This is a genomic window from Tabrizicola sp., from assembly GCF_016792905.1.
Taxonomy (GTDB): domain Bacteria; phylum Pseudomonadota; class Alphaproteobacteria; order Rhodobacterales; family Rhodobacteraceae; genus Tabrizicola.
The window spans coordinates 18,868-44,490 of sequence record NZ_JAEULP010000071.1; the positions used below are offsets into that span (position 1 = coordinate 18,868).

General features: G+C 64.9%; 25 protein-coding genes. 17 read left to right on the forward strand and 8 right to left on the reverse strand.

The genetic code is table 11. The annotated features are described in order from the left end of the window. Positions 1-36 precede the first annotated feature (36 nt). From JNL31_RS15325 to JNL31_RS15340, 4 genes are all read right to left on the reverse strand, one after another. Positions 37-1,053, reverse strand: a complete 1,017-nt coding sequence (locus JNL31_RS15325; protein ID WP_294975008.1) for a nitrate/nitrite transporter — start codon at positions 1,051-1,053, stop codon at positions 37-39. A gap of 16 nt (positions 1,054-1,069) precedes the next feature. After that, complete coding sequence (locus JNL31_RS15330) at positions 1,070-1,975, reverse strand: alpha/beta hydrolase (protein ID WP_294975011.1); 906 nt, start codon at positions 1,973-1,975, stop codon at positions 1,070-1,072. A 28-nt stretch (positions 1,976-2,003) separates the two neighbouring features. Beyond that, positions 2,004-2,387 carry a RidA family protein gene (locus tag JNL31_RS15335; RefSeq protein ID WP_294975014.1) on the reverse strand — a complete coding sequence of 128 codons (384 nt, stop codon included), beginning with the start codon at positions 2,385-2,387 and terminating at the stop codon, positions 2,004-2,006. A 143-nt stretch (positions 2,388-2,530) separates the two neighbouring features. Next, the gene (locus JNL31_RS15340) at positions 2,531-2,836 is read right to left on the reverse strand and encodes a hypothetical protein (protein ID WP_294975017.1); all 306 of its coding nucleotides are present in this window, start codon (positions 2,834-2,836) and stop codon (positions 2,531-2,533) included. A 264-nt stretch (positions 2,837-3,100) separates the two neighbouring features. Here JNL31_RS15340 and ribB point away from each other — a divergent pair, with 264 nt between their 5' ends. After that, positions 3,101-3,844, forward strand: coding sequence for a 3,4-dihydroxy-2-butanone-4-phosphate synthase (gene ribB, locus JNL31_RS15345; protein ID WP_294975020.1), 744 nt, complete (start codon positions 3,101-3,103; stop codon positions 3,842-3,844). Between the two features lie 95 nt (positions 3,845-3,939). Next, a complete protein-coding gene (locus tag JNL31_RS15350) occupies positions 3,940-5,037 on the forward strand; it encodes an LLM class flavin-dependent oxidoreductase (RefSeq protein ID WP_294975023.1) in 1,098 nt (365 codons plus the stop codon). 187 nt (positions 5,038-5,224) lie between these two features. On the opposite strand, the gene JNL31_RS15355 is transcribed toward JNL31_RS15350, so the two are convergent. Continuing rightward, positions 5,225-5,869 carry an FCD domain-containing protein gene (locus JNL31_RS15355; protein ID WP_294975026.1) on the reverse strand — a complete coding sequence of 215 codons (645 nt, stop codon included), beginning with the start codon at positions 5,867-5,869 and terminating at the stop codon, positions 5,225-5,227. A 141-nt stretch (positions 5,870-6,010) separates the two neighbouring features. Here JNL31_RS15355 and JNL31_RS15360 point away from each other — a divergent pair, with 141 nt between their 5' ends. The 4 genes from JNL31_RS15360 to JNL31_RS15375 all read left to right on the forward strand — a co-directional run bounded on the left by JNL31_RS15360 (position 6,011) and on the right by JNL31_RS15375 (position 9,706). Then, a complete protein-coding gene (locus JNL31_RS15360; RefSeq protein WP_294975028.1) occupies positions 6,011-7,132 on the forward strand; it encodes a cupin domain-containing protein in 1,122 nt (373 codons plus the stop codon). A 9-nt stretch (positions 7,133-7,141) separates the two neighbouring features. Beyond that, positions 7,142-8,065 carry a fumarylacetoacetate hydrolase family protein gene (locus JNL31_RS15365; protein WP_294975031.1) on the forward strand — a complete coding sequence of 308 codons (924 nt, stop codon included), beginning with the start codon at positions 7,142-7,144 and terminating at the stop codon, positions 8,063-8,065. 79 nt (positions 8,066-8,144) lie between these two features. Then, positions 8,145-9,074: a carbon-nitrogen hydrolase family protein gene (locus tag JNL31_RS15370; protein ID WP_294975034.1), complete on the forward strand. Its 930-nt coding sequence runs from the start codon at positions 8,145-8,147 to the stop codon at positions 9,072-9,074. Beyond that, on the forward strand, positions 9,074-9,706 hold the full coding sequence (locus JNL31_RS15375; RefSeq protein ID WP_294975037.1) for a flavin reductase family protein: 633 nt from the start codon (positions 9,074-9,076) through the stop codon (positions 9,704-9,706). Before JNL31_RS15370 ends, JNL31_RS15375 begins: the two co-directional genes overlap by 1 nt. 15 nt (positions 9,707-9,721) lie before the next feature. Here the strand turns inward: JNL31_RS15375 and JNL31_RS15380 are convergent, their stop codons facing one another. Further along, positions 9,722-10,468 carry an IclR family transcriptional regulator gene (locus tag JNL31_RS15380; protein WP_294975039.1) on the reverse strand — a complete coding sequence of 249 codons (747 nt, stop codon included), beginning with the start codon at positions 10,466-10,468 and terminating at the stop codon, positions 9,722-9,724. Between the two features lie 125 nt (positions 10,469-10,593). Here JNL31_RS15380 and JNL31_RS15385 point away from each other — a divergent pair, with 125 nt between their 5' ends. From JNL31_RS15385 to JNL31_RS15410, 6 genes are read left to right on the forward strand one after another with little or no spacing between them, the layout of a single operon-like run. Beyond that, positions 10,594-11,565 (forward strand): ABC transporter substrate-binding protein, encoded by a 972-nt coding sequence (locus JNL31_RS15385; protein ID WP_294975042.1) that lies wholly within the window; start codon positions 10,594-10,596, stop codon positions 11,563-11,565. A gap of 52 nt (positions 11,566-11,617) precedes the next feature. Then, positions 11,618-12,409, forward strand: coding sequence for an ABC transporter ATP-binding protein (locus JNL31_RS15390; protein ID WP_294975045.1), 792 nt, complete (start codon positions 11,618-11,620; stop codon positions 12,407-12,409). Continuing rightward, positions 12,406-13,188 (forward strand): ABC transporter permease, encoded by a 783-nt coding sequence (locus JNL31_RS15395; protein WP_294975047.1) that lies wholly within the window; start codon positions 12,406-12,408, stop codon positions 13,186-13,188. The genes JNL31_RS15390 and JNL31_RS15395 overlap by 4 nt, the downstream gene beginning before the upstream one ends. Then, complete coding sequence (locus JNL31_RS15400; RefSeq protein WP_294975050.1) at positions 13,185-13,562, forward strand: hypothetical protein; 378 nt, start codon at positions 13,185-13,187, stop codon at positions 13,560-13,562. Before JNL31_RS15395 ends, JNL31_RS15400 begins: the two co-directional genes overlap by 4 nt. A gap of 8 nt (positions 13,563-13,570) precedes the next feature. Then, positions 13,571-13,945, forward strand: a complete 375-nt coding sequence (locus JNL31_RS15405) for an ABC transporter permease (protein ID WP_294975052.1) — start codon at positions 13,571-13,573, stop codon at positions 13,943-13,945. Between the two features lie 3 nt (positions 13,946-13,948). Further along, positions 13,949-15,616 (forward strand): sulfatase-like hydrolase/transferase, encoded by a 1,668-nt coding sequence (locus JNL31_RS15410; RefSeq protein WP_294975055.1) that lies wholly within the window; start codon positions 13,949-13,951, stop codon positions 15,614-15,616. Between the two features lie 24 nt (positions 15,617-15,640). On the opposite strand, the gene JNL31_RS15415 is transcribed toward JNL31_RS15410, so the two are convergent. Then, complete coding sequence (locus JNL31_RS15415; RefSeq protein ID WP_294975057.1) at positions 15,641-15,814, reverse strand: hypothetical protein; 174 nt, start codon at positions 15,812-15,814, stop codon at positions 15,641-15,643. A 525-nt stretch (positions 15,815-16,339) separates the two neighbouring features. Between JNL31_RS15415 and JNL31_RS15420 the strand changes: the two genes are divergently transcribed. Genes JNL31_RS15420 through JNL31_RS15430 form a run of 3 tightly spaced genes read left to right on the forward strand, consistent with a single transcriptional unit; the run spans position 16,340 to position 21,805 of the window. Next, the gene (locus JNL31_RS15420) at positions 16,340-17,221 is read left to right on the forward strand and encodes a cyanophycinase (protein WP_294975124.1); all 882 of its coding nucleotides are present in this window, start codon (positions 16,340-16,342) and stop codon (positions 17,219-17,221) included. A 24-nt stretch (positions 17,222-17,245) separates the two neighbouring features. Continuing rightward, positions 17,246-20,050, forward strand: coding sequence for a cyanophycin synthetase (gene cphA, locus JNL31_RS15425; RefSeq protein WP_294975059.1), 2,805 nt, complete (start codon positions 17,246-17,248; stop codon positions 20,048-20,050). 6 nt (positions 20,051-20,056) lie between these two features. After that, the gene (locus tag JNL31_RS15430) at positions 20,057-21,805 is read left to right on the forward strand and encodes a Mur ligase family protein (RefSeq protein ID WP_294975062.1); all 1,749 of its coding nucleotides are present in this window, start codon (positions 20,057-20,059) and stop codon (positions 21,803-21,805) included. 25 nt (positions 21,806-21,830) lie between these two features. Here JNL31_RS15430 and JNL31_RS15435 read toward each other — a convergent pair whose 3' ends face one another. Continuing rightward, positions 21,831-22,523, reverse strand: coding sequence for a GntR family transcriptional regulator (locus JNL31_RS15435; protein WP_294975065.1), 693 nt, complete (start codon positions 22,521-22,523; stop codon positions 21,831-21,833). 192 nt (positions 22,524-22,715) lie between these two features. On the opposite strand from JNL31_RS15435, the gene JNL31_RS15440 reads away from it, so the two are divergent. After that, positions 22,716-23,909 (forward strand): Xaa-Pro peptidase family protein, encoded by a 1,194-nt coding sequence (locus JNL31_RS15440; protein WP_294975068.1) that lies wholly within the window; start codon positions 22,716-22,718, stop codon positions 23,907-23,909. 80 nt (positions 23,910-23,989) lie between these two features. Continuing rightward, positions 23,990-25,594 carry an ABC transporter substrate-binding protein gene (locus JNL31_RS15445; RefSeq protein WP_294975070.1) on the forward strand — a complete coding sequence of 535 codons (1,605 nt, stop codon included), beginning with the start codon at positions 23,990-23,992 and terminating at the stop codon, positions 25,592-25,594. Positions 25,595-25,623 lie beyond the last annotated feature (29 nt).

The window sequence follows — 25,623 nt, forward strand, 5'->3', positions numbered from 1 at the left end:
GCGGGTTCCGGGGTTTTGCCCGGTCAGAATCATCTCTTATTGCGCCCGATATCCGGAATGCGCCATCATCCAGCCGTAGAGGATCGGCACCACGAAACCACCGATGGCCGAGATGGTCAGCATCAGCCCGCAGGCGGTGGGGATGTCCGAAATCTCCAGCTGGTCGCGGCAGAAGCCCGGTGTCGAGATCCAGGCCGAGAAGGCCATGATCGACGAGGCCCCGATCACCGCCGATGCGACGACGAGCCCGGAAAAGCCCAGATGCGGCACCAGGAACTGCGCGGCGGCCTGCACGATGCAGGCGGCGATGAAGGTCGGGATCACGCCGAAGACGCGGTCGGCGAGCCAGCCGCCCAGGGGGCCGCCCAGGATGCCGCTGAACAGAAGGATGTCACCCAAGAGGCCCGCCTCATGCGCCTCAAGCTGCAACCGTTCGGCGGTGAACTGCGGCAAAAGCTGCGAGGCGGTCAGGTAGCTGCCATAGCCGCCGATGAAGCTGGCGCCGACGAGCCACAGGTCGCGGTTGCCGAAGGTGCGCTTCAGCGAAGCCATGTTCAGGTTCCGCGCGCCGACCTCGCCCTGGCCCCCGGATTTCGGCATCGGGAAGACAAAGAGAAGCAGAAGGAACGAAGCCGCCGCCACGCCCCCGGCCGCCAGCAGACCGCCGCGCCAGCCGAATGCCGTGACCACGTCGATCCAGACGTAAAGGCCGAGCCAGGCACCCATGGTGAAGGCGATGCCCGAAACGATGCCGTTCGCGGTGCCAAGCTCATGACCCCGGAACCACGCCGCCGTCAGCCCAAGTGACGCACCGACATAGATCGAGGCGCCAATGCCGCTGAGGAAGCGCGCGACCAGCAGCACGGAATAGCCCGGCGCGATTGCCGCCAGCCCCGCCCCAAGCGCCACCACCGCGATCCCCAAGAGCATGGCAAAGCGCATCCCGAACGCTTCCGAGATCATCCCGGCGGGAATATGGGCAAGGCCGTATCCGGCGACGAAGATGCCGATCAAGAGCCCGAGCTTGGGATAGCCCAGCCCCATTTCGGTCATCACCGGGCCGCGCGCCCTAGCGGGCGGTCGCGGCGACCATCTCCAGCACGGCATGCGTCAGCGGTCGGTCTGGATAGGCAAGGTCCGAGAGCAGGTTGAAATGGTTGCGGTCCGGGGCCTCGACCACACGCAGCGGGTGCCCCTTCGCCCGCCAGGCCTCGGCATAGGCGCGGGTCTGGTTGTGGAACCCCCGCGTCTCCAGCCCGCCGACCGACAGGACCAGCGGCGGGGCGTGGTCGGGGATCAGGAACAGCGGGCTCGGCCTTTCAGCCTGCGAGGGCACCAGCCGCAGCCAGTCGTTCGCCTCGATGTCGCAGATCGGCCGGATGTCATACAGCCCGCTGAGCGCCATCGCCCCCTTGATCTCGTCACCGGGCAGGCCGAACTCCTCGTGCCAGCCCTCGGCCAGCAGCATCCCCACCAGATGCGCCCCTGCCGATCTGCCACCGACGAAGATGCGCTCCGGGTCGATCCCGTAGGTTGCGGCATTTCCGTGCAGCCAGGCCAGAGCGCCGCGCATCTCGCGCACCACCTCGGCCAGGGTCGCTATCGGCAAGAGCGTGTGTTCCAGCACCGCCACCGCCACGCCTGCATCGGTGAAGACCCGCGCCATCAGCGCGGCGTCGTCCTTGCTTTGCGACCGCCAGTAGCCGCCGTGAATGAAGACGAAGACCGGCGCTGGCTGACGCGGGCCAGGCACCGGAAAGAGGTCCAGCGCCTCGCCCCGGGCCGGTCCGTATTTCAGGTCGTAAAGCCCCGGACAGGCGGCCTTGGCCTCGGCGGACAGCCGGGCGTATTCCGCGACGCAGGCGTCGAAATCCGGCACCGAGGCGCGGGCGTTGTATTCGACCCCGCGCTGCCGGAGGTCGGGGAAGAACAGGTCGATCCCGCTTTTGGCCATCGGATCCGGCCCGTCACGCATGGGTGCCGGGGGCGACGACGGCAATGACCTAGATCTCGACCAGGATCATGGGCCAGATCAGCGCGCTGATCGACAGGCCGGTGCTGGCCGGACGATAGTCGCCGAAGAACTCGGCCCGCACCTTCCAGTACTCGCGCGTCACCTCCTTGGTCAGCGGGCAGGCGTAATAGGTCGTCATCTTGACGACGTCGCGCATCGTCGCGCCCTCGCGGGCAAGGATGGCCTTGATGTTCTGGAAGCACTGCCGGGCCTGCCCGGCCACGTCGCCCTCGGCCACGACGCGGCCATCGGCATCCAGCGCGACCTGGCCGGAGAGATAAATCGTGTTGCCCGCCCGGACGGCCGGGGCGGCAGGCATCTTCTTTTCCCATTCCCATTCCGGGGCAACGGATCTGTTGTGATGCGCGGTCATGGCGGGTCTCCGGCGTGATCGGTCGGGCGCGGCCTATCCGTTTTCCTGACCAATCCTGTCCGGTATCCGGCGCCCTGGACCCGAATGAAAAAAAAGCCCATCGCCGGCGCGGCGGGCGGCAGAGGGAGAGCGGAGGGAAAGGGTCAGCCGCCGGATTTCGGGCGTTGCTGCAGCGCGCGGAACTGCCCGCCGTGAAAGACCAGCGGCTCGGCCAGCTGGCGCGTGGTCAGCGCCTCGATTTCCAGAAGCACGATGCCATGATCGCCCGCCGCGGTCTTCACGGCGGCCATGACCTTCGGGTCCTCCCAGCCCAGAAGCCCGGGGCCAAGATCGACCACGTCGACCACATGATCCGGCGCCGCACCGGTCAGCGCCGTCGCCAGCAGCGAGGCCGCATGGGCCGTGCGGGAAGCGGGCTTGGGATTTCCGACACAGACGACAGCAGACATGTCCTCTCCTCCGACAGGATAGCGCAGCCTCAAGTGTCCGGTTTCGCCCTCCGTCGCGCTATCCGGTTTCCTTGGCCGGGCTATACGCTTTGCCGCCGGTCATCCGGCATGGCCCTGACCACCCGCCCGGATGCCTCTCGGCACCACAGGACTGGATAGAGTTCGACCGTCCACCGGATGGCCCGCCCCTGATCCCTCGGCCATGGTTTTCCGGATACGCCACCCGTTTCGGATCGGCGACCGGATCCCAGGATTGGAGATGTCATGTCCAAAATCGACGCCACGATCAGCGATGTCACACACTCTCAGCCCGTTCGCAGCCGTGGACCCTACTGCCGGGCCCTGCCTTCGCCCCTCGCCGCACCGACGCAGGGTTGCCCCGTCACCGAAGCCCTGCGGCGTCTGGCGGCGGGCGAGATGATCCTGGTCGCCGATGACGAGGACCGCGAGAACGAGGCCGACCTGATCGTCGCCGCCGAGCTTTGCACGCCTGAGCAGATGAGCTTCATCATCCGCCACGGCTGCGGCATCGTCTGCGTGCCACTGGCCCGCGAGATCGCCGTCCGGCTGAACCTGTCGCCGATGGTCGGCTGCAACGATGCGCCGCTTGCCACCGCCTTCACCGTCTCGGTCGATGCGCGCGACGGGCTGACCACCGGCATCTCGGCGACAGAGCGCTGCATGACGGCGCGGGAACTGGCCGATCCCGGCGCCATCGCTGGAGATTTCGTCCGCCCCGGCCACATGTTCCCGCTGATCGCCCGCGATGGCGGCGTGCTGGAACGCACTGGCCACACCGAGGCCGCGGTTGATCTGTCCCGCCTGGCCGGGCTTCAGCCGGTGGGCGTCATCTGCGAGCTTTTCAACGATGACGGCACAGTGATGAAGGGCGCGCAGGTCACGGCCTTTGCCCGCCAACATGGCCTTGCCAGCCTGACGATCGAGCAGCTGGTCGACTGGCGCAACCGGACCGAGGCGGCGCCCGTGGCGAAAGCTGCGTCGGCCTGATCCTTCTGCTACCCGACCTCTCGCCTGGCGATGCCCGCCGCTGGCACCGCGCCATCCAAACCGTGCAACCCGAACCCACCAACAGGAGAACAGTCATGGCCAAAGAGATTCAGGCCGGAGTCTTCATTCCCACCGTCCGCAGCGGTTGGGTCCACTCGACCAACGCCCCGCACGCGCCGGGCTCCTTCAAGCACGCGCTGGAGGTCACGCGCCTTGCCGAATACCTCGGCTTCGATTTCGTCCTGAGCCCGCAGAACTGGCGTGCCGCGCAGGGACCGCACCGCTTCTGGGGCGACACGGTCGATTCCATCGCCGCCGCCGGGGCGCTGTCGCAGGCGACCGACCGGATCAACATCTGGTGTACCGCCCATATCTCGGTCCACAAGCCCGCCGCCATCGCCAAGATCGTCGCCTCGCTGTCCGAAATCAGCGAGGGCCGGATCGGGCTGAACGTGGTGACGGGCGGCAACTACATGCAGCTTTATCCGCTGGGGTTCTGGGACGATATGGGCCATGACGAACGCTATGACGTGGCTCAGGATTGGGTCACGCTGATCCGCAAATACTGGTCCGAAGCGGTCGTCACCCATGATGGCCCCTATTTCAAGGCCGACGGCGGCATCCTCAGCCCGCGCCCGGCCAGGCGCCCGACGCTGGTCAATGCCGGTGCCTCGCCACGCGGGCTGAAATTCGCGGTCGACAGTTGCGATGTGGCCTTCCTGATGGGCGGGGGCGACGCGAAATTCATCGAGCAATCGAAGATGGCCAAGCGGATGGCGAAAGAGGCGGGCAAGCCCGATTTCAAGGTGATGGGCGCCATGACCATCATCCCGGGCGAAACGCAGGAGGCGGCGCAGGCCCTCCTGGATCACTTCGAGGCGGGGGTCGATCTGCAGGGGCTTGCCGATCTGGCCTCGGGCTATGAGAAGAACACCAAGGGCTTCGAGAAGCTGAGCGCTTCGTCGCTCGCGCCGCTGGGCGGGAAGGACTACAAGTCGGTCATGCCCTGCGCCATCGTCGGATCCTATGACAACCTGGCGGAGAAGATCGCCCGGCAGGTGAACGAGGCGGAACTGGACGGCATCCTCCTCATCGTCCCGGACTACATCAGCCATCTGGGCCAGCTTGGCACCCGCACCCTGCCGCGACTGGCGGAGTATGGCATCAAGTGCAAGGTCGGCTCGACCCTATAGAGCCCGCCCTGCGGCTTGTGCCTCCGGGCTATCTCCCTCCCCCTCCACGGGGGAGGGATGGGGTGCGGGCAGCCCGGGCCCAATGGTTAAGACCAGCCTAACGGAAAATCCCAAATTATTGAAATCCTTGAAGGACGCGACTTTGTCCACCGTGGACACTCCGTCGGTTTTGGAAGGACGCAGCCGCTCAGGCCGGTGCCAAGCCAGACCGGATCGTGACCGCCGTGCGCAGGTAGTGGTCGCGCAGCAGCTCCTCGGCGCGGCGGGTGTCGCGGGCAAGCACCGCGTCCGCGATCGCGCCATGCTCGGCGTCGATGTCGCGTTTCTGCGGCCCGGCCGCGATCAGCGCCGGGATCCGGTATCGCTCGGTCGCGGCATAGAGACGTTCGAAGAAATCCATCAGCCAGTCCGATCCGCAGGCCACCAGGAGCGAGCGGTGGAACGCATGGTGCCGCGCCTTCAACTCGTCCACATCGCCGCCCTGGCGCCTGGCCTGAAGCCGGAGCGCGTAGAGCGCGGCGACAATCGAGGCTTCCCAGCCGTCGTCGCCCCTGGCGATCGCCAGGCGCAGCGCCTCGGTCTCGACCAGAAGGCGGGCGTGGAGGGCATCCTCGAACTCGGCCAGCGACCGGGCCGAGACCCGGAACCCGCGCAGGGATTCGGCGGTGACAAGCCGTTCGGCCTGCAACCGGTTCAGCGCCTCGCGCAGGGGGGAAAAGCCCATCCCGTAGCGTTCGCTGAGATCGGCGAGCCGCAAGGGGCTTTCGGGCGCGAAGCAACCCTCGACGATGTCCTTGCGCAGCGAAACATAGGCTTTCTCGGCAAGAGTCATGATCGCTTCCCCTGGTTCCGGCCAGCATATCCAGCGCCGCGAACGCGTGCAATTCCATTATTTTCGAAAATTACTATTGCTATCGAAAATACAGGCTGGCATAGTTCCTGCGTCACCGCTGTCGAAGAATGGAGTTGCCCCATGTCCACCGGACGCGAGAACCACCGCGAAGATGTTGTCGGTCGCGCCAATGTCGAGGATACACCCGAGCTTCTGGCCTATTACGATCAGCTGGATGGCTTCAACGCGGGCGCGCTCTGGACCGTGGCGAACAAGATCGAGCCCTGGCAGCCGAAGAGCCAGTCGGTTCCGGTGGTCTGGCGCTTCAAGGATCTGCGCGACCATGTGGTCCGCAGCGTCGACCTTGTGACGCCCGAGAAGGCAGGGCGTCGGGTGATCTACCTGAACAACCCCGGCCGACAGGACGTGGCGGCGGCGGTCGGCTGGATCTATGCCGGGCTTCAGGTGATGAACCCGGGCGAGGTCGCGGGCGCCCACCGCCATTCGGCCAGCGCCATCCGGTTCATCATGGAAGGCCGCGGGGCCTATACCGTGGTCGATGGCCACAAGATGACGCTCGGCGCGAACGATTTCGTCCTGACGCCGAACGGGACCTGGCACGAACATGGCGTCAGCGCGGATGGCTCGCTGTGCCTGTGGCAGGACGGGCTGGACATTCCCTTCGTGAATGCGATGGAGGCGAACTTCTACGAGGTCCACCCCGACCTCAACCAGGCGGTGGGCTATGCCGTCGACGACATGACGAAGACCTGGGGCAACCCCGGCCTGACGCCCTACGGGCAGGATTGGCGCAAGGGCTATAGTCCGATGTTCAAGTATGAATGGGCGCCGACCTATGCGGCGCTGTCGAAATACGCCGGCTGCACCGAAGGCAGCCCATTCGACGGCGTCATGATGGAATATGTGAACCCGGTGACGAACGGCCCGGTGATGCGGACACTTGGCGCCAGCATGCAGATGCTGCGACCAGGCGAGCATACCAAATCGCACCGGCACACCGGCAGCTACCTCTATCACGTCGCCAAGGGGCGGGGGCATTCGATCATCAACGGCAAGCGCTTCGACTGGTCCGAGCGTGACATCTTCTGCGTCCCGTCCTGGGCCTGGCACGAGCATGTCAACGGTTCGGATCGCGAGGATGCCTGCCTCTTCTGCCTGAACGACCTGCCGGTGATGCGGGCGCTGGGGCTCTACCGCGAGGAAGCCTTCGGGGAAAACGGCGGCCAGCAACCGCTTCTGTAGGGACGGACCATGAAACTTGTGACATATCGTGCCTCGGTCGAGGGCGCGGCGCGGCTTGGCGTGATCGAGGGCGACCTTGTCGTCGATGTGGAACGGCTGGCGGCTGGCCAGGGTGAATCGCTGCCCGTGTCGATGCTGGGCCTGATCGATGCCGGGCGCCCGGGGCTGGAAACGCTGCGGGCCTGCCTGGAGGCCGCGAAGGGCCGCCACAAGCCCGGCGCGGCAACGGCGCTTGCCAATGTGCGCCTGCTGGCACCGATCCCGCGGCCACGGAAGAACATCTTCGGCATCGGGCTGAACTATGTAGAGCATGTCGCGGAAAGCGCCGCCTCGCTCGACACCGCGAAGGACCTGCCGAAGCAGCCGGTGGTGTTCTCGAAACCGCCGACGACGGTGATCGGGCCGGGCGAGGCGATCGAGCACAATGCCGACATCACCAGGCAGCTTGACTGGGAGGTGGAGCTGGCGGTGATCCTCGGCACCACGGCCCGGCGCATCCGGCGCGAGGACGCGCTGGCGCATGTCTTCGGCTATTCGGTGATGATCGACGTCTCGGCCCGAGACAACCGGCGGGCGGGGCAGTGGATCTTCTCGAAAGGAATGGACAGCTACGCCCCCTTCGGCCCCTGCATCGTGACGGCGGACGACATCCCCGATCCGCAGGCGCTGGACCTGTGGCTGACGGTCAACGGCGTCGAGAAGCAGCGGTCGAACACGCGGCACATGCTGTTCAAGGTCGACGAGCTGATCGCCGACATCTCCTCGGGCATCACGCTGGAACCGGGGGACATCATCGCCAGCGGCACGCCGGAAGGCGTGGGGGCAGGGCGGGTGCCGCAGGAATGGCTGCATCCGGGGGATGTGGTCGTCGGCCATGTCCAGGGCATCGGCACGCTGCGCAATCCGGTGGTGAACGCAACGCCCGAGAGCTGACCCGGGCCATGCAGTTTTCGGAAAGCCAGCCGGGCTTCGGGAGTGCTACGCTCGCCCCGCACGATGGAAAGGACCGCCCATGACTGACCCCTTCACCGCCGCCGTGGTCCAGATGGCCTCGGTCCCGTCCGATCCGATGGCGACCGCCGAAAAGGCCGCCGCCCGCCTGCGCGAGGCCGCAGCGAACGGAGCCCGGCTGGCTGTCTTTCCCGAAGCGCTGATCGGCGGCTATCCGAAGGGCGCCAGCTTCGGCGCGCCCATCGGCCTGCGCAAGCCCGAGGGGCGCGACGCCTTTGCCCGCTACCACGCCGCCGCGATCGACCTGGATGGGCCGGAGGTTTCCTGTCTGGCCGAGGCCTGCGCCGAGACCGGGGTGTTCGCGGTGGTCGGGGTGATCGAGCGCGACGGGGCGACGCTGTACTGCACCGTCCTGTATTTCGACGGCGCAAGGGGGCTGGTCGGAAAGCACCGGAAACTGATGCCGACGGCGGGGGAACGGCTGATCTGGGGGTTCGGCGACGGCTCTACCCTGCCGGTGTTCCAGACCGAGCTTGGCACGGTGGGCGCGGTGATCTGCTGGGAAAACTACATGCCCGCGCTGCGGATGCACATGTATCATCAGGGGGTCACGCTGTACTGCGCGCCCACGGCGGACGACCGGGATACCTGGCTGCCCACCATGCAGCATATCGCGCTGGAGGGGCGGTGCTTCGTGCTGACCGCCTGCCAGCACATCACCCGAGCGGCCTATGGGCCCGACCACGAAAGCGCCCTGGGCGACGAGCCCGACCGCGTGATGATGCAGGGCGGGTCGGCCATCGTGTCGCCCCTGGGCCGGGTTCTGGCGGGACCGGACTTCAGCGGCGAGACGATCCTTTACGCCCGGATCGACCCGGCCGAGGTCATGCGGGCTAAGTTCGATTTCGACGTGACGGGCCATTACGCCCGGCCCGACGTATTCCAGCTGACCGTGGACACCCGCGCGAAACCCGCCGTGCGGGAAATCTGATGCGCTACGATCTGGACCAGGTTCCCGAGCCCATCGCCTACAAGCTTCTGGCCGCGACGGTGATCCCCCGGCCCATCGCCTGGGTGGTGACGAAGGACAAGGCCGGGGTCAACGCCGCGCCCTATTCCTTCTTCAACGTCATGGGGTCGGCCCCGCCGACTGTCGCGCTCGGGCTGATGGCGGCGCCGGACCGGGGGTTCAAGGATACCGCGCTGAAGATCCTTGAAACGAACGAGTTCGTGGTGAACCTGGTGCCGGAACGGCTGGTGAAGGCGATGAACCTCACTGCGGTCGATGCGCCGCGCGGGGTGGATGAGCTTCAGCTGGCCGGGCTGGCCACGATTCCCAGTGTCCACGTCGCCCCGCCCCGGATTGCGGAAAGTCCGGTCGCCTTCGAATGCCGGGCGCTGTCCTCGGTCGTCACCGGCCCGTGCCAGACCATCGTGATCGGGCGCGTCCTGTCGGTGCATATCGAGGATCGCTACCTTCTGAACCCCGAGCGCGCCCATATCGACACCGACGCGCTGGACCTTGTCGCCCGCAGTTTCGGGTCAGAATACATCCGCAGCCACGACCGCTTCGAACTGCACCGCCCGACCTGGGCCGGCCTGAAGGCCAGCGAAAGCGTATAGCCTTCCAGGGCCGCTTCAGTGCTCGACGCGCAGCTGGCTGCCAATTTTCATCGAGATGGTTTTGCTACCGGCAAGGATTCCCTGCAGAATCTTCTGGAACAAGGCAGGCTGCATACGATGGGGCGGCACGACGACCGCCAGTGATCCAAAGGCAAACGATCCGCCACGAAACACCGGAGCCGCCACGCCGAATGCCTCGTCGTCGCCCAGGAATTCGTACTCGGAATACCCACGCGCGCGGGTCAATTCCAGCCGGGCCTCAAGCTCCGCCTTTTCCTTGGCATCCCTCGCGGCCTCCTGCAGAACCGAAGCGCTGACCGCCGGAGAGGCAAAGGCCAGAAACGCCACTCCCGCAGCTGTCGTATCGAGGGGCAGAGTGTTGATGCCCTGCATCGTGATGCGATGCACCTTCCGGCTCTCCGCCGTGGCGACAACCGCCATTGCCTGGCCATTGAACTGGGTGAAATGGCAGGTCTCGCCGGTCAGCTCCAGAAGATCGTCAAGCACCGGCTGCACGACCGACAGAAGGGGGACAGTCGCCTCTCGCACGCGGGCCAGATCCAGCACAGCAGGGCCGAGGCGATAGGTCTTTGTCCCCTCGACCTGCTCGACCAGACCTGATTCGCACAGCGTGCCAAAAAGCCGATAGACGGTCGCTTTGCTTTCCCCGGTCAGACGCGCAGCCTCGCTCAGCCCGATCTCGGGGCGGGACTGCGTGAAAAGGCGCAGGAGAGCAAGCGCGCGTTGAACCGCTAAAGCCATGTTATTCAGTCCTTATCTTCGACACGGCGCCAGCGCCACAACAATGTTGACCAACAGTCGCATCTCGCGCATCATATTTGGACCAGTGGTTCGTACAGTGAACCACACAAAGCAGGGGGATGTAAATGCAAAGCTTCGTTCGGCGCACTGCGATTGGTTGGATGGTGGCAGCTGCCTTGTTCGGGCAGACCCTGGCCGCGCTGGCCGAGGAAACCCCGGTGAGGGTTGCCTACTTCCTGGCCGATTCCATGCTTCCGGCGCTCTATGCGCAGGACAAGGGCTACTTCTCAGAGGCAGGGCTGGACGTGGAATTCGTGGCGGTCCAGACCGGCCCCGCAGTTGTTTCTGCCGTTGCGTCAGGCGAAGCGGATATCGGCTATGCGGCTCCGGTCCCGCCGATCAACGGGCGCCTGAATGGCGTGCCGGTGAAGATGTTCCTGCAACTCTCGCAGGAATTGGCGCCGGACAAGACATACACCTGGCTTGTCGCGTCAAAGGCCTCGGGCATTGCCGACCTTGCCGGTGTCAAGGGCAAGAAGATCGGCTTCAATGCGAATGGCGGGCTCTGCGAGCTGATGTGGCGCGACCATCTGGCGTCGGTCGGCCTGACGATTGATGATGTCGTGCCTGTCGTGCTGCCCTTCCCAGAACAGGAGGCCGCGTTGCAGCAGGGAAATCTCGACGCGACCTGCACGATCAATCCGTTCCATGTGTCGATGCTCGGCAATGCCGAACTTGGCGTCACCATGCTGGCCACTGGAACGCTTGCCGACCTGTCCCAGCCTCTCATGAACGACGCGCTTTTCGCGACGGATGACTGGCTGGCGGCTAACGGCGAAACGGCCACGACGGTCGCCCGCGTGATGGACAAGGCCCGCAAGGAGCTGTTGTCGGATCGGGCAGCCCTTTCCGGTGCGGCCGAGAAGTATATGGAACTTGCCCCGGAGGCCGCCGCCTCGTTTGTCCTGCCGATCGTCAACGAAAGCATGCTGATCACCCCTGCCGACGTTCAGCGCATCCTGGATGCGATGGTTAAGACCGGCCTCAACCCAGGTCCGTTGAATGGTGCCGATTTCGTGTACGAGCTGAAGTACTGAATCTCTTCGGGCAGGCCTCTGCGGGTCTGCCCCTTCTGCCGGAAAATCTCCCATGACAGCGATCCTGACAGCGGAAGCCATGGGCAAAGCCTATGGTGGTCGCGAAAACCGCCTTCCGATCATCGAGGGCCTGAGCCTTTCGATCCAGCGTGGAGAGTTCGTATCCCTGGTCGGGCCATCGGGCTGCGGCAAGACAACGCTGCTGATGTGCCTTGCCGGCCTGATCGCGCCGAGCGAAGGGCAGGTGCGCTTCATGGACCGGGCCGTGGAGGGCCCGCCCATTGGGCTTTCGGTGGTTTTCCAGGACTACTCACGCAGCCTTCTGCCCTGGAAGACGAACCTCGACAACATCCTGTTCGGAATGCGCCGCGTGGTCGGGATGGACAAGGCGGCCAAGCGGAACAAGGCCAAGGAAATCCTGGCGGCCGTCGGATTGACGGGATTTGAATCGCATTACCCCTGGCAGGTTTCCGGCGGGATGCAGCAGCGCGTCGCGATCGCGCGCGGTATCGCGGCGCAGTCCGAGCTTCTGCTGCTGGACGAACCGCTTGCGGCGGTCGACGCCCAGACCCGCGCCGACATGCAGGACCTGTTGCTGGACCTGGCGCAAAAGTTCCAGCAGACCTGCCTTCTCGTGACCCACGACGTCGAGGAGGCCGTCTACATGGCCGACCGCGTTCTGGTGCTCGGGCCGCGTCCGACCCGCGTGGTGCGCGAGGTGGTCGTCGGCTTGCCGAAACCCCGCGACCAACTGGTCACGCGTGAGGATCCGGTCTTCCTTCATGCCCGCCACGAGGTGTTGCAGCTGATCCGCGACATGCGGCACCGGAAGGCATCGGCGTGAATTCCGCCGTGGTCCTGGCCGAACGGTTCCGGGTGCCGCTGTGCCTGGCCCTTGTCTTCGGGGTTTGGCAGGGCGTGCATGGGCTGGCGATCGTGCCGGACAAGTTCTTCCCCTCGATCCCGGCAATCCTTGCAGCCTTCTGGCAGATGCTGACTGACGGATCGGTGCTGGTCGCCTGGACGACGACCTTCCTTCGGGCGCTGATCGGTCTGGTGGTTGCTGCAACCCTTGGCGTCGCGCTGGCCATCCTGTCGGATTTGTCGCCAGTCCTGTCCCGCGGCATCCGCTATGTCTCGGACGTGCTGCAACCGATCCCGCCCGCGGCCTTCGTGCCAATGGCCGTCTTCATGCTGGGCCTCGGGGTGAAGCTCTATGCCTTCGTCATCGTGCTGGTCACGGTCTGGCCGACCTATCTGAACGGCGTCGCGGCCCTTCAGTCGGTCAGCCCGGTGCAGGTGAACACGGGCCGGATGTTCGGGCTGAGCCGCAGCCAGCTTCTGTGGCAGATCCGCCTGCCGGCCGCTTTGCCCCAGATCTTTACCGGCATCCGCTATGCCGCAACGATCAGCCTGATCGCCGTGATCGTCTCCGAGATGCTGGCCGGCCGGGACGGGATCGGCTTCATGATCTACAAGAAGGTCAATGCCCTGCGCACGCCGGAAGTCTTCGGCCTGATGTTCCTGGTTGCCTTCAGCGGGTCCGCCCTCAACGCGTTGGTCGCGGTCCTGCGCCGCAGCATGACCGCCTGGCACATGGGAATGATGGAGCGGCGCGAATGAGCGTGGAACAGCGCAATGCGCTTTTTGGCCTGGTGGTGCCGCTTGGCATCCTGGCCCTGTGGCAGCTCCTGGCCTCGGGGCAGACCACGCCGCTTTTTCCCGGCCCCGGGAAGGTCGCGGTGGCGATCTGGCAGAATGCCCCGGTGATCCTGTCGGAACTGGGCATCACGCTCCTGCGGGCGGCGGCCGGATTCGCGCTTGCGGCGGTGACGATGATCCCGCTTGGCATCTTCCTGGGCCGGGTGCGGGTCATCGGCGTGGTGCTGGAACCGCTGATGGACATGCTGGCGACGCTGCCGCCGCCCGCGATCATCCCGCTGGTGATGCTTTTCGCCGGGACCGGCGATTGGGCCAAGATCGTGATCATCACCTAGCGGCGGCCGTGCCGCTGGTGATGAACAGCTACGAAGCCTCGCACTCGATCCATCCCATCCTCAGCCGGGTTGCACGGTCAATGCATCTGACACGGCTGGAAATCATGTGGCTGATCGACTGGCCTTCGTCGCTTCCGATGATCATGACCGGCGCCCGGCTGGCGATTGCATCCAGCCTTCTGGTCTCGGTGACATCGGAGATGCTTCTGTCGACCAACGGCATCGGCACCTATCTGCAACGCAGCCAGGAGACCTTCCGCATCGACGCAGGGCTGGCCGGAATCGCCTTCATCTCGCTTGCCGGGATCGTGGTGAACTCCGCGATGGCCTGGCTCGAACGACGCTGGCTCTTCTGGCACTACCGCGACAAGACCGGAGAATAGGCTTTGGCCCGCAACATCCTTTTCATCATGTGCGACCAGCTGCGCGCCGACTACCTGTCGTGCTACGGCCATCCGCACCTGCACACGCCGAACATCGATGCGCTGGCCGCGCGCGGTGTCCGGTTCGAGCGGGCCTTCGTGCAATCCACCATCTGCGGGCCGTCGCGGATGTGTACCTATACCGGCCGCTACATGCGCAGCCATGGCAGCACCCAGAACGGTGTGCCGCTGAAGGTGGGCGAGATGACACTGGGCGACCACCTGCGCCCGCTCGGCGTCAGGACGGCGCTGGTCGGCAAGACCCATATGGTCGCCGACAGCGAGGGGATGGAGCGGCTGGGCATCGACCCGGCGTCGATCATCGGCGTACATGTCTCGGAATGCGGCTTCGAGCCCTACGAACGCGACGACGGCCTGCATCCCGACGGTCCCTATTCACCCGATCCTGCCTACGACAACTATCTGCGCGCGCAGGGCTTCGATGCCGAGAACCCGTGGGAGCACTGGGCGAATTCGGGCCAGGCCGAGGATGGAAGCCTGCAGAACGGCTGGCTGCTGTCACATGCCGACAAGGCAGCCCGCGTGCCGGAGGAGCATTCCGAAACACCGTACATGACCCGCCGCGCCATGCAGTTCATGGCCGAGGCCAAGGCGGATGGCAGCCCCTGGTGCCTGCACCTTTCCTACATCAAGCCGCACTGGCCCTATATCGTGCCGGCGCCCTATCACGCGATGTACGGGCCGGATCAGGTGCTTCCCGTCCGCCGCAGCGCTGCCGAGCAGACCAACCCGCACCCGATCCTTGCGGCCTTCCAGGCCGAACGCTATTCGCAGGTCTTCAATCGGGGCGGCGCACGGGAGCGGGTCATCCCCTGCTACATGGGCCTGATCAAGCAGATCGACGATCAGCTGGGCCACCTCTTCGCCTTCATGGATCGCGAAGGGCTGGCCGACGAAACTATGATCGTCTTCACCTCGGATCATGGTGACTATCTGGGCGATCACTGGCTGGGCGAGAAATACCTGTTCCACGATGCCTCGGTGCGGGTGCCGCTGATCATCGCCGATCCGTCGCCGCAGGCCGACCCGACGCGCGGCACTGTCAGCGGCGCGTTGATCGAGACCATCGACCTTGCCCCCACTTTCGTCGAGGCGATGGGTGGCACGCCCGCGGCGCATATCCTGGAGGGCCGCTCGCTTGTGCCGCTTCTGCACGGAACTGCCGACGATACCGGGCGGCGTCATGTCATCAGCGAATATGACTATGCCTTCGATCTGGCCCGCATCAACCTGAGTGTCCCGGTGCCCGAAGCGCGGCTGTACATGGTCCATGACGGGCGGTTCAAGTTCATCCACGCCGACGGATTCGCGCCGATGCTCTACGATCTGGAGACCGATCCGGACGAGTTTGCCGATCTTGGCCGTGATCCCGCACTTCAGCCGGTCAGGGACCGGCTCTACGAAGCACTGGCCAAATGGAGCCGCACCACCCGAACCCAGACAACGCTCCCCGATGAGGCGATCACCGGAAGCGACGCGCGCGCGCTGGTCTATGACGTCAATATCGAGGCAGGCGTTCTCGTCGGCTACTGGGATGAAGCCGAGCTTGCAGCCGAGCGCCTGAAGGCAAGGCTCTTTCATGATGGTCGGTCGACACCCGGCGCCGACTGAATCGCGCCGGGGACCTGCCCTCCTTCAGTCGCTGCGCCGTCCGTCCACGGAATTGTCCCGCGTAAACTCCTCGCCAAGCTGGCAATGGCTGAAGCGGTACTGCCTTGGCCATTGTTCGGGCGCGGGATGGATCCCGTGCTTCTTGCCCGCGATCCGGTCAATCCACGCCACAAGCCGCGCCCGGAGTTCCCTGCCCACCGGTGTCGAAGGGGTGGATCCCGATCAGGTTGGCCATCTCGTAAGGATCCTGACCTGCCCCTGGTTTTCCCTCGTTCATGACAAGAGGCCCTTGGTTTGATCGTGGTCAGCTTCGTGTTGAGCGAGCGCACGGGGCGCGGAGCTGTGGCTGGCAGCCGGGCTGCAGGGGGCGCATCGCGCCCTGCTGGCGGCACTGGCGACGCACCCGGTGCTGTGCGCGCGGGCGGGAGCGCCAAGCCACCTGGCAGGGCAGGTTCCGCGTCGGGGCCGTACGGGTGTGAAGGATCAGGAGTTCCATTTCCCGGTCCGAAACCGGGTCCTGTGCCAGGACGGACTCCGTCGCAGCTGGATGCAAAACCTGCCCGGACGCAGAACTTGGTCGCATCGGCACTGGCAAAGCCGCTTGTGGCAGTCCGAAACGTAAACCACACTGGTCAGCACGAAACAGACGACGGATCAGGAAGACGCGGAGCCCGCGCCCTGACTGGCCCGACACAACCCGAAGACCGGAAAGCCAGACCCCTCATGTGCCCAGCCCAACTATCGGCCAATCAAGATCGTGGCTTCATCATTCCCATCGGCGGCGGTGAGGATCGCATCAAGGAGCGGCAGATCCACCGCCGATTTGTCGAGCTTTCAGGAGGGGCTGCAGCCGACATCGTGGTCATCCCCACGGCATCGGAACTGGAATCTACCGGCCAAGACTACAATCGGATCTTCCGCGATCTTGGCGCCGCCGGAGTCGACTATCTTCCCATCACCAAGCGTGCCGATTGCGACAATCCGCGCTACCTGGAAATGCTGGAACGGGCGACCGGGATCTTTCTGACCGGCGGCAATCAGTTGCGACTGTCCACCATTCTTGGCGGCACGGGGATCGCCCAGAAGATCCGCAAGCGCAACGCCGCCGGGGCGACCGTGGCTGGGACCTCGGCAGGCGCCTCGATCATGTCGGAACACATGATCGCCGGTGGCGAGAGCAATTCGATACCTGCCGAGGGGGTGGTCAGTCTCGCGCCCGGTCTGGGGCTGACGAATGCCGTGATCATCGACCAGCATTTCACCCAGCGGAACCGTCTGGGTCGATTGCTGGCAGCCTCATCCTACAACCCGTTTCTGATCGGCCTTGGCATTGACGAGGATACCGCGGCCTTCATTGGCCCGAACGGCATGTTCGAGGTGGTCGGGTCCGGAACCGTGACCGTCGTCGATGCCTCGGGACTTTCCTATTCCTCCATGTGGGAGGCCAGCCGGGGTCAGGCACTGTCGCTGCTGGGTCTCAAGGTTGACGTGATGAGCGAGGGGTGCCGCTATGATCTGGTCGGTCGGCACGCCTATCCGCCCGATCCTAGCGACGCCTTCTGCGCACTGCCAAACCGCTCTGTTGAAGGCGGATCAAAACACTGACCTGACACCAAGGGGGTTTCCGACATGAAGATCGTCTCCACCAATGTTTTTGTCGGTCCGAATGTCTGGGCAAGTTTCCCGGTCATCAGGCATGTCGTCGATCTTGGCGTGCTGGAGGCCTGGCCCTCGGCGCGGATCGGCGATGCCTGGATCGACGCATTGGTCGAGGCGCTGCCAGGTCTGGCCCAACACGGCTGTTCCTACCGCGAGCCGGGCGGTCTGATCCGCCGCCTGCGCGAGGATGAAGGCACCTGGCTTGCGCATGTGGCCGAGCATGTAGCGCTGGAGATCCAGGGGGTTGCCGGTTCGGAAGTGACTTTCGGAAGAACGCGGGGTACCGGCACGGAGGGTCAGTACAATCTGGTCTACGAGTATCGGCAACGCGATGTCGGACTTGATGCCGGACGGCTGGCGATCCGGCTTCTGATGCATCTTCTGCCGGATCGTCTCAAGGCACAGGTGGACTACGAGTTCGATGCGGAGTTCGACTTTCCGGCGGAGCTGAAGGCGTTCGTCCTGACCGCGCAGCGCAAGGAGTTCGGCCCGTCCACGGCCTCGCTGGTCAAGGCGGCCGAAGAACGCGACATTCCCTGGATCCGGCTCAACAACCAGTCGCTGGTGCAGTTCGGCCATGGCAAGCACCAGCAGCGCATTCAGGCCACGATCACCAGCCAGACCAAGCATATCGCGGTCGAGATTTCCTGCGACAAGGAAGACACCCATAACATGCTGAACGACCTGGGTCTGCCAGTGCCGCAGCAGCGTGTCGTCTACTCGCCGACCGAGGCGGTTCGCGCGGCGCGCAGGATCGGGTTTCCGGTGGTGGTCAAGCCGCTGGACGGCAACCACGGACGCGGCGTTTCGATCAATCTGACCGAGGATGCCCAGATCGAGACCGCTTTCGCCGAGGCGCGGGCGCAATCCAAAAGCCGGGCAATCCTGGTCGAAAGTTTTGTCACCGGCATGGATCACCGCATGCTTGTGGTGAACAATGAACTGGTGGCCGTTGCCAAGCGCGTGCCCGGGCATGTCGTCGGCGACGGCAAAAGCACCATCGCCGAACTGGTCGAGGTGGTGAACTCGGACCCCCGGCGCGGCATCGGCCATGAAAAAGTGCTGACGAACCTGGAGCTTGATGCGCAGGCGGAACGGTTGATGCAGGAAGCCGGAGTTACCGAAGCAACCGTGCTACCGGAAGGCCAGACCTTCTTCCTGCGTTCTACCGCCAACCTGTCCACCGGCGGCACGGCCATCGACATGACGGATGTCTGCCACCCGGACAACAAGGACATGGCCGAGCGCACCATCAAGGCTGTCGGGCTGGATGTGGGCGGCGTGGACTTCCTGACCTCCGACATCACCAAGAGCTACAAGGAAATCGGCGGGGCGATTGTCGAGGTGAATGCCGCGCCCGGCTTTCGCATGCATGTGGCACCATCGGAAGGCACGCCCCGCGACGTGGCGGGCAAGGTGCTGCAGATGCTGTTCCCGACAGGGGCGCAGTCGCGGATTCCGATCGGCGCGATCACCGGCACCAACGGCAAGACGACAACCAGCCGGATGCTGGCGCATATCATGAAATCCAGCGGCAAGATCGTCGGCATGACCTCGACCGACGGGGTCTATGTCGATGGCAAGCTGTCGGTGAAGGGCGACATGACCGGCCCGGCCTCGGCCCAGATGGTGCTGCGCGACCCGTCGGTCGATTTCGCAGTCATGGAAACGGCGCGCGGTGGTCTGGTCCGTTCGGGCCTTGGCTACCAGCGCTGCGATGTCTCTGCCTGCCTCAACGTGGCGGCGGATCATCTTGGCATGGGTGGCATCAATACGCTTGAGGAACTGGCGGTCGTGAAGCGGGTCGTGGTGGAAACCGCCACCGACGCGGTCGTCCTGAATGCCGATGACCTGCACTGCCTGCGCATGGCCGATTTCTGCCACGCGACCCACATCTGCTATGTGACGATGAGTTCCGACCATCCGCTGGTGAAAGAACACATCCGGGCAGGCGGTCGTGCTGTTGTGCTGGAAAAGGCGATGAATGGCGACATGATCACCATCTACGCGAAGGGTCTGCACCTGCCCGTGCTTTGGACGCATCTGATTCCGGCGACGCTGGAAGGCAAGGCGATGTACAACGTGCAGAACGCGATGTTCGCCGCAGCCATGGCCTTTGCCTTCGGGCTTGATCTCGACAACATCCGTCATGGCCTGCGCACGTTCGACACCAGCTTCTTCCAGGCGCCGGGGCGGACCAACGTCTACGACGAACATCCCTTCAAGGTGATCCTCGACTACGGGCACAATCCCGCCGCCATCGCCGCCATGGCCGATCTCGTCGACCGGCTGGACATCAAGGGCCGCCGTCTGGTCGTGGCGGCCATGCCGGGGGACCGGCGCGACGAGGACATCGCAGCTGCCGCGCGCGAACTGGCCGGGCATTTCGACCATTATTTCCTGAAGCCCGATGATGACCGGCGTGGCCGGGGTCCGATGGAAGTGCCGGAGATGCTTCGCGCCGTCCTGTTGGAAAACGGGGTGACCGAAGCGCAGATAACGATGATGCCGGATGAGTCCACCGCCATCGACACCGCTCTTGCCGCAGCGGCGCCCAACGATCTTCTCGTGGTCTTCGCCGATGAACTGGCGCGGTCGTGGAAGCAGATCATCTACTTCAAGAAGACCGAGCGCGAAGCGATTGCGTCGGCGGCCCCGGTCCGGGTCGAACGGCCGAAGGTCGGTTTCGAAGAGCTGTTGGCGGGTGGCGATCAGCTGATCCGGGATGAACGCGGCGTGCGTCTGGCGCGCGGCGCGGGCGAAGAGGCGGACTGACGGGCCATGACCCGATCCGAGTGGCTGAAGGACGCGCTGCAAATCCCCTTGCCCGAGGATCCGGCGCTGGTTCTCAGCGGCTGCCGCAGGCTGCTTGGCCCCAATCTGTTCAGTGCATCACCGGGGGCGGTCGGCGACGCCCTGTGCCCGGGCCGCGATCCGGATGTGGTGCTGCAACTCTGGCTGGATCAGGTGCGCAGCCTGCTGGAGGATCTTGCCTGGCAGGACCCTTCGCTGACCGAACGGCGCTTTGACGGTGGCGCCAGTATCTTTCTGGCCGCCGCCGTGGACCAGTTGTTTTCCGCCGCCTATGTGATCGAAGCCGGCTGGTATTTCTGTGCCTGCGGGCTTCTGGGAGTGGTCCCGATCCCGCGCGAAGCCCTTCTGGCGGACTTGCGGTCGATCCTTGCCCATGAGACAAACCCGGCCCTCGCAGCCCTTGTCGCCGGGGCCGAGACGCGAGGGATCGACCGGCTTCTGGACGATGACCTGATCACCTTCGGTCACGGGAAAGCCTCGGTTACATGGGAGGTGGACAGCCCTCCTGTCGCACCCGACTGGCACGGTATTCATGATCTGCCGCTGGTGCTGGTGACCGGGACCAACGGCAAGACCACCACCACGCGGCTGATTGCGGCGATGGCGGCTGCGGCGGGGCTGGTTTCCGGGCTGTCCTCGACCGAGTTCGTCAAGGTCGGCGACGAAATCCTTGAACAGGGCGACTATGCCGGCCCTGCCGGGGCAAGGTTGCTGCTGCGCGACCAAAGGCTGGAACTTGCGGTGCTTGAAGTGGCGCGCGGCGGCATCCTGCGCCGCGGCCTGCCGGTGACGCGGGCGCAGGTGGCCGTCGTCACCAATGTCGCCGCCGACCATCTTGGCCAGTATGGCATCACCACGGTGGACGATCTTGCCCGGGTGAAGCTTTCGGTGCATCGCGCGCTCCGGCCCGGTGGTGCGCTTGTGCTCAATGCGGACAATCCTTTCGTGGTGTCCGCGGCCCCGGCGCACCACCCCACGATGTGGTTTTCGCTTTCACCACAGACGGCGCAGATCCGTTCGGCGCGGGCAAGGGGCGAGCCCTGCGGCTGGTACGACTCCGACATGCTGGTGCTGTCGGACGGGTCAACCGAGACCGCGCTGATCGATGCCCGCGATGTGCCGCTGACCCTTGGCGGCGCTGCCCGGTACAACATCGAGAACGCGCTGGCGGCGGCGCTGGCCGCGCGCGGGTTGGGCTTGCCGGATGACGCGATCCGCTCCGTGCTGGCGCGGTTCCGGTCCGATCCGAAGGACAACCCGGGGCGCGCAAACGAATTCCTGTGCAACGGGGCGCGGGTCTTTGTCGACTATGCCCATAACCCGCATTCGATTGCCGCCATCTCGTCGGCCCTTGCGGCGTTGCCGGCAAAGCGCCGGTTCATCCTGCTCAGCCATGCCGGAGACCGGTCGGACGAAGAGATACGCGCGCTGGTGACGGGCGCTTTTGCTTTGTCCCCCGACCTTGTTGTCGTGGCGGAGAACCCCAAGTTCCTGCGGGGTCGCGCCCTTGGCGCCTTGCCTGCCCTGATGCGGGCGCGATGTCTTGAGCTGGGTCTGAACCCGGCGGCGATCCTTGATGCGCCCAATCCCGGGGACGGGGCCGAGCGCATTCTTGACGCGTTGCAACCGGGTGATCTTGCGTTGTTGCTGGTGCATGACAACCGCGAACGGATCTTCGCCAGGCTGGCCGAAACCGGCGGCTGGACGCGGCCCTAAGCAAGGAAGCGCCCCTCCGTCTCCGCTAGGCCGTTTCCGGGGTGGCGCCAAAGGCCGCCTGGATCTTTGCCAGATGCTCGCGCAGCATAGCATGGGCGCGGCGGATATGGGCGGTGGTCAGCTCTGCCGCGGCCTCGGCATCGCCGCGCGCGCAGGCCTCGAGAATTTCCAGATGCTCGGCATTGGCGCGGGCATGACCCTCGGTCAGCAGCAGTTGCGCGCGCACATAGCGGTCCAGCCGGTCCATCGCATTGGTCAGGGTGCCAAGATGAAAGGGCAGGTTACTGGCCTGATACAGCGTCATGTGAAAGGCGCGGTTCAGATCGCCCCAGCGCATCGGATCGTCGGTGGCGGAAAAGGCGTCACAGATCGCGCGCGCTTCGGCGATCACGGCTGGCGTCATATGCGGCACGGCGGCGCGGATCACATGGGCGTCGATGATGCAGCGGAAATCGAAGATCTCGCTGGCCTCGGCGATGGAGAGGCCGACCACGACCGCCCCCTTGAAGCGATGGTTCTTCACCAGGCCCTGCTGTTCCAGCATGGTGATCGCCTCGCGCACCGGAATCCGGCTGGTGTTGAACAGGCGCGCGATCTCATCCTGCCGGAGCGAGTCGCCGTCTTTCAGGCTGCCCTCGATGATGGCCCGGCGCAGCGCCTCGAACACGAGGCCTCCGGCCGAGATGGTCCTGGAAATATCGACACCTTTCAAAGCCATTCCAGCCCCCACCCGCACCCTTTCGCCTTACCCATTTTTGGCCTGATCGGGAAGAAGTTTGATATTGTATATAGGATCCAATCCAGTTTAGGTGACACGGCGTTTCTGCGAGGGGCACATCGCGCCCAAGGAGGGGGCGGTCACATCGGCCGGTCCCCCGCGTGTCGCCCGTGAACGGACAATGGAAGTTTGATGACCGATTATGCGACCGCGCTTGCCGATTTCCGCCCTGTCCCGGCGCCTGCGATCCAACCGGCAGAGCTGCGGGCGCGGATCTCGGGGCTTCAGGCGCGGATGGCCCGGGCGGAGGTAAAGGCGGTCTGGCTGGATGCCTCGTCCTCGCTGACCTATTACACCGGGCTGTCGCTGGGGCTGTCGGAACGGATTCACGGCGCGCTCGTCCCGGCGGAAGGCGCGATGATCTATGTCTCGCCCCAGTTCGAGGCGCCGAAGCTGCGGACCCTGTTGTGTATTCCCGGCGACATCGCGGTCTGGGAAGAACATGAAGACCCCTATGCGCTGATCGCGACCCGCGTGGCGGGCTTTGATGCGCCGGGTGCGGGTCTGGCGCTGGACCCGGCCACGCCCTTTGTCTTCGCCTCGGCTCTGATGCAGGCCGTCCAGGGCCCCGTGACTTCGGCGCAAGCGATGATCTCGGCGCAGCGGCAGGTGAAATCGCCCGCCGAACTTGCGCTGATGCAAACCGCGATGGAGGCGAGCTTTCGGGTGCAGAAGGCGGTCCATGCCGGACTGCGGGCAGGTATTTCCACCACAGAGGTCGCCGAGTTCATCCTTGCCGCGCACCGCGCCCTTGGCCTGAAGCCGCTGTTTGCCGCCGTGCAGTTCGGCGAGGCGACGGCCTATCCGCATGGCGTGCCGCATCCGCAGGTGCTGGCCGACGGGGACATGGTGCTGATCGACATGGGCGGCACCCTGCAGGGCTACTCATCCGACATCACCCGGACCTATGTGTTCGGCACCCCGACCCCCCGGCAACGCCAGTTGTGGGAGCTGGAGCGGCAGGCGCAGGCCGCGGGTTTTGCGGCGGCGCAGATCGGCACCCCTTGCGCCGCGGTCGATACGGCGGCGCGCAAGGTCTTTACCGATGCGGGCTTTGGCCCCGGCTATCAGGTTCCGGGCCTGCCACATCGCACCGGGCATGGACTGGGGCTGGATATCCACGAGGTGCCCTATATCGTGGGCGGCAACAGCACCCCGCTGGAAGCGGGCATGTGCTTCTCCATCGAGCCGATGCTGTGCGTCTATGGTGAATGCGGCGTTCGGCTGGAAGATATCGTCTACATGACACAGTCCGGCCCGCGCTGGTTTGTGCCCCCTGCCGAGCGGCTGGATGATCCGTTCGGTTCGACAGAGATCGGGACCTAGCGGCGACGCCAGGTCTTGAAAAGTCCGGCCCGCGTCAAATGGGTCGGCGCAGTTACAACAGAGAGTGAAAGGACCAAGACATGAAAATGCTTACTCGTATCCTTGTTGCGGCATCAGCACTGGCGATGACTTCCGCCATGCCTGCCCTTGCCAAGACCTTCGTCTATTGCTCGGAAGCGTCGCCCGAGGGCTTTGACCCGGCGCCCTACACCGCAGGCGGCACTTTCGACGCCTCGGCCCACCCGATCTACAACCGCCTGACCGAATTCAAGAAAGGCACGACCGAGGTCGAGCCGGGTCTGGCAGAAAGCTGGGAAGTGTCGGAAGACGGCACCCAGTATACCTTCCATCTGCGCAAGGGCGTGAAGTGGCAGTCGAACGAGAAGTTCACCCCCACCCGCGATTTCAACGCCGATGACGTGATCTTCTCGTATGACCGTCAGGGCAATGCCGAGAATCCCTGGCACCAGTATATCCCGGGCATCACCTACGAATACTACACCTCGATGGCGATGCCGGAGCTGATCAAGTCGATCGAGAAGATCGACGACTATACGGTCAAGTTCACCCTGAACACGCCCGAAGCGCCGTTCCTGGCGAACATCGCCATGCCCTTCGCCTCGATCGTGTCGAAGGAATATGCCGATGCGCTGGACGCCGCCGGTACGCGCGAAGACCTGAACAACCTGCCGATCGGCACCGGGCCGTTCAAGTTCGTGGCCTATCAGAAAGACGCGGTGATCCGTTATGCCAAGAACCCGGACTACTGGGGCACCGCGCCGATCATCGACGACCTGGTCTTCGCGATCACCCCGGACGCCGCCGTGCGCCTGCAGAAGCTGAAGGCCGGCGAATGCCACCTGATGCCCTATCCGGCACCCGCCGACATCGAAGGCATCAAGGCTGACGCCAGCCTGAAACTGGACGAACAGGCCGGTCTGAACGTCGGCTATCTGGCCTACAACACCACCATGCCGCCCTTCGACAATCCGAAGGTCCGCAAGGCGCTGAACATGGCGATCAACAAGCAGGCCATCGTCGACGCGGTGTTCCAGGGCGCGGCCGAGCCGGCCAAGAACCCGATCCCGCCGACCATGTGGTCCTACAACGATGCCGTCGTCGACGACGCCTATGATCCCGAAGCGGCCAAGGCCATGCTGGCCGAAGCCGGTGTGACCGACCTGTCGATGAAGATCTGGGCGATGCCGGTGCAGCGTCCCTACATGCCGAACGCCAAGCGCACGGCAGAGCTGATGCAGGAAGACCTGTCGAAGATCGGCGTCAAGGTCGAGATCGTCAGCTACGAATGGGGTGAATACCTGGCCAAGTCCATGGAGCCGGGCCGTGATGGCGCGGTGATCCTGGGCTGGACCGGCGACAACGGTGACCCGGACAACTTCCTGTCCGTGCTGCTGTCCTGCGACTCGGCTGGCGAAGGCGGGGCGAACCGTGCCTTCTGGTGCAACGAGGACTTCTCGAAGCTCTTGAAGGACGCCAAGATCACCGCCGACCAGGCCGAGCGCACCAAGCTGTACGAACAGGCCCAGGTGATCTTCAAGGACCAGGCGCCATGGTTCACCATCGCGCACTCGACCCAGTATGTGCCGATGTCGGCCAAGGTCTCGGGCTTCGTGATGAGCCCCTTGGGTGACTTCACCTTCGAGACCGTGGACATCGCCGAGTAATCGGCGCATCCGTCTGACGAAACCTGGCG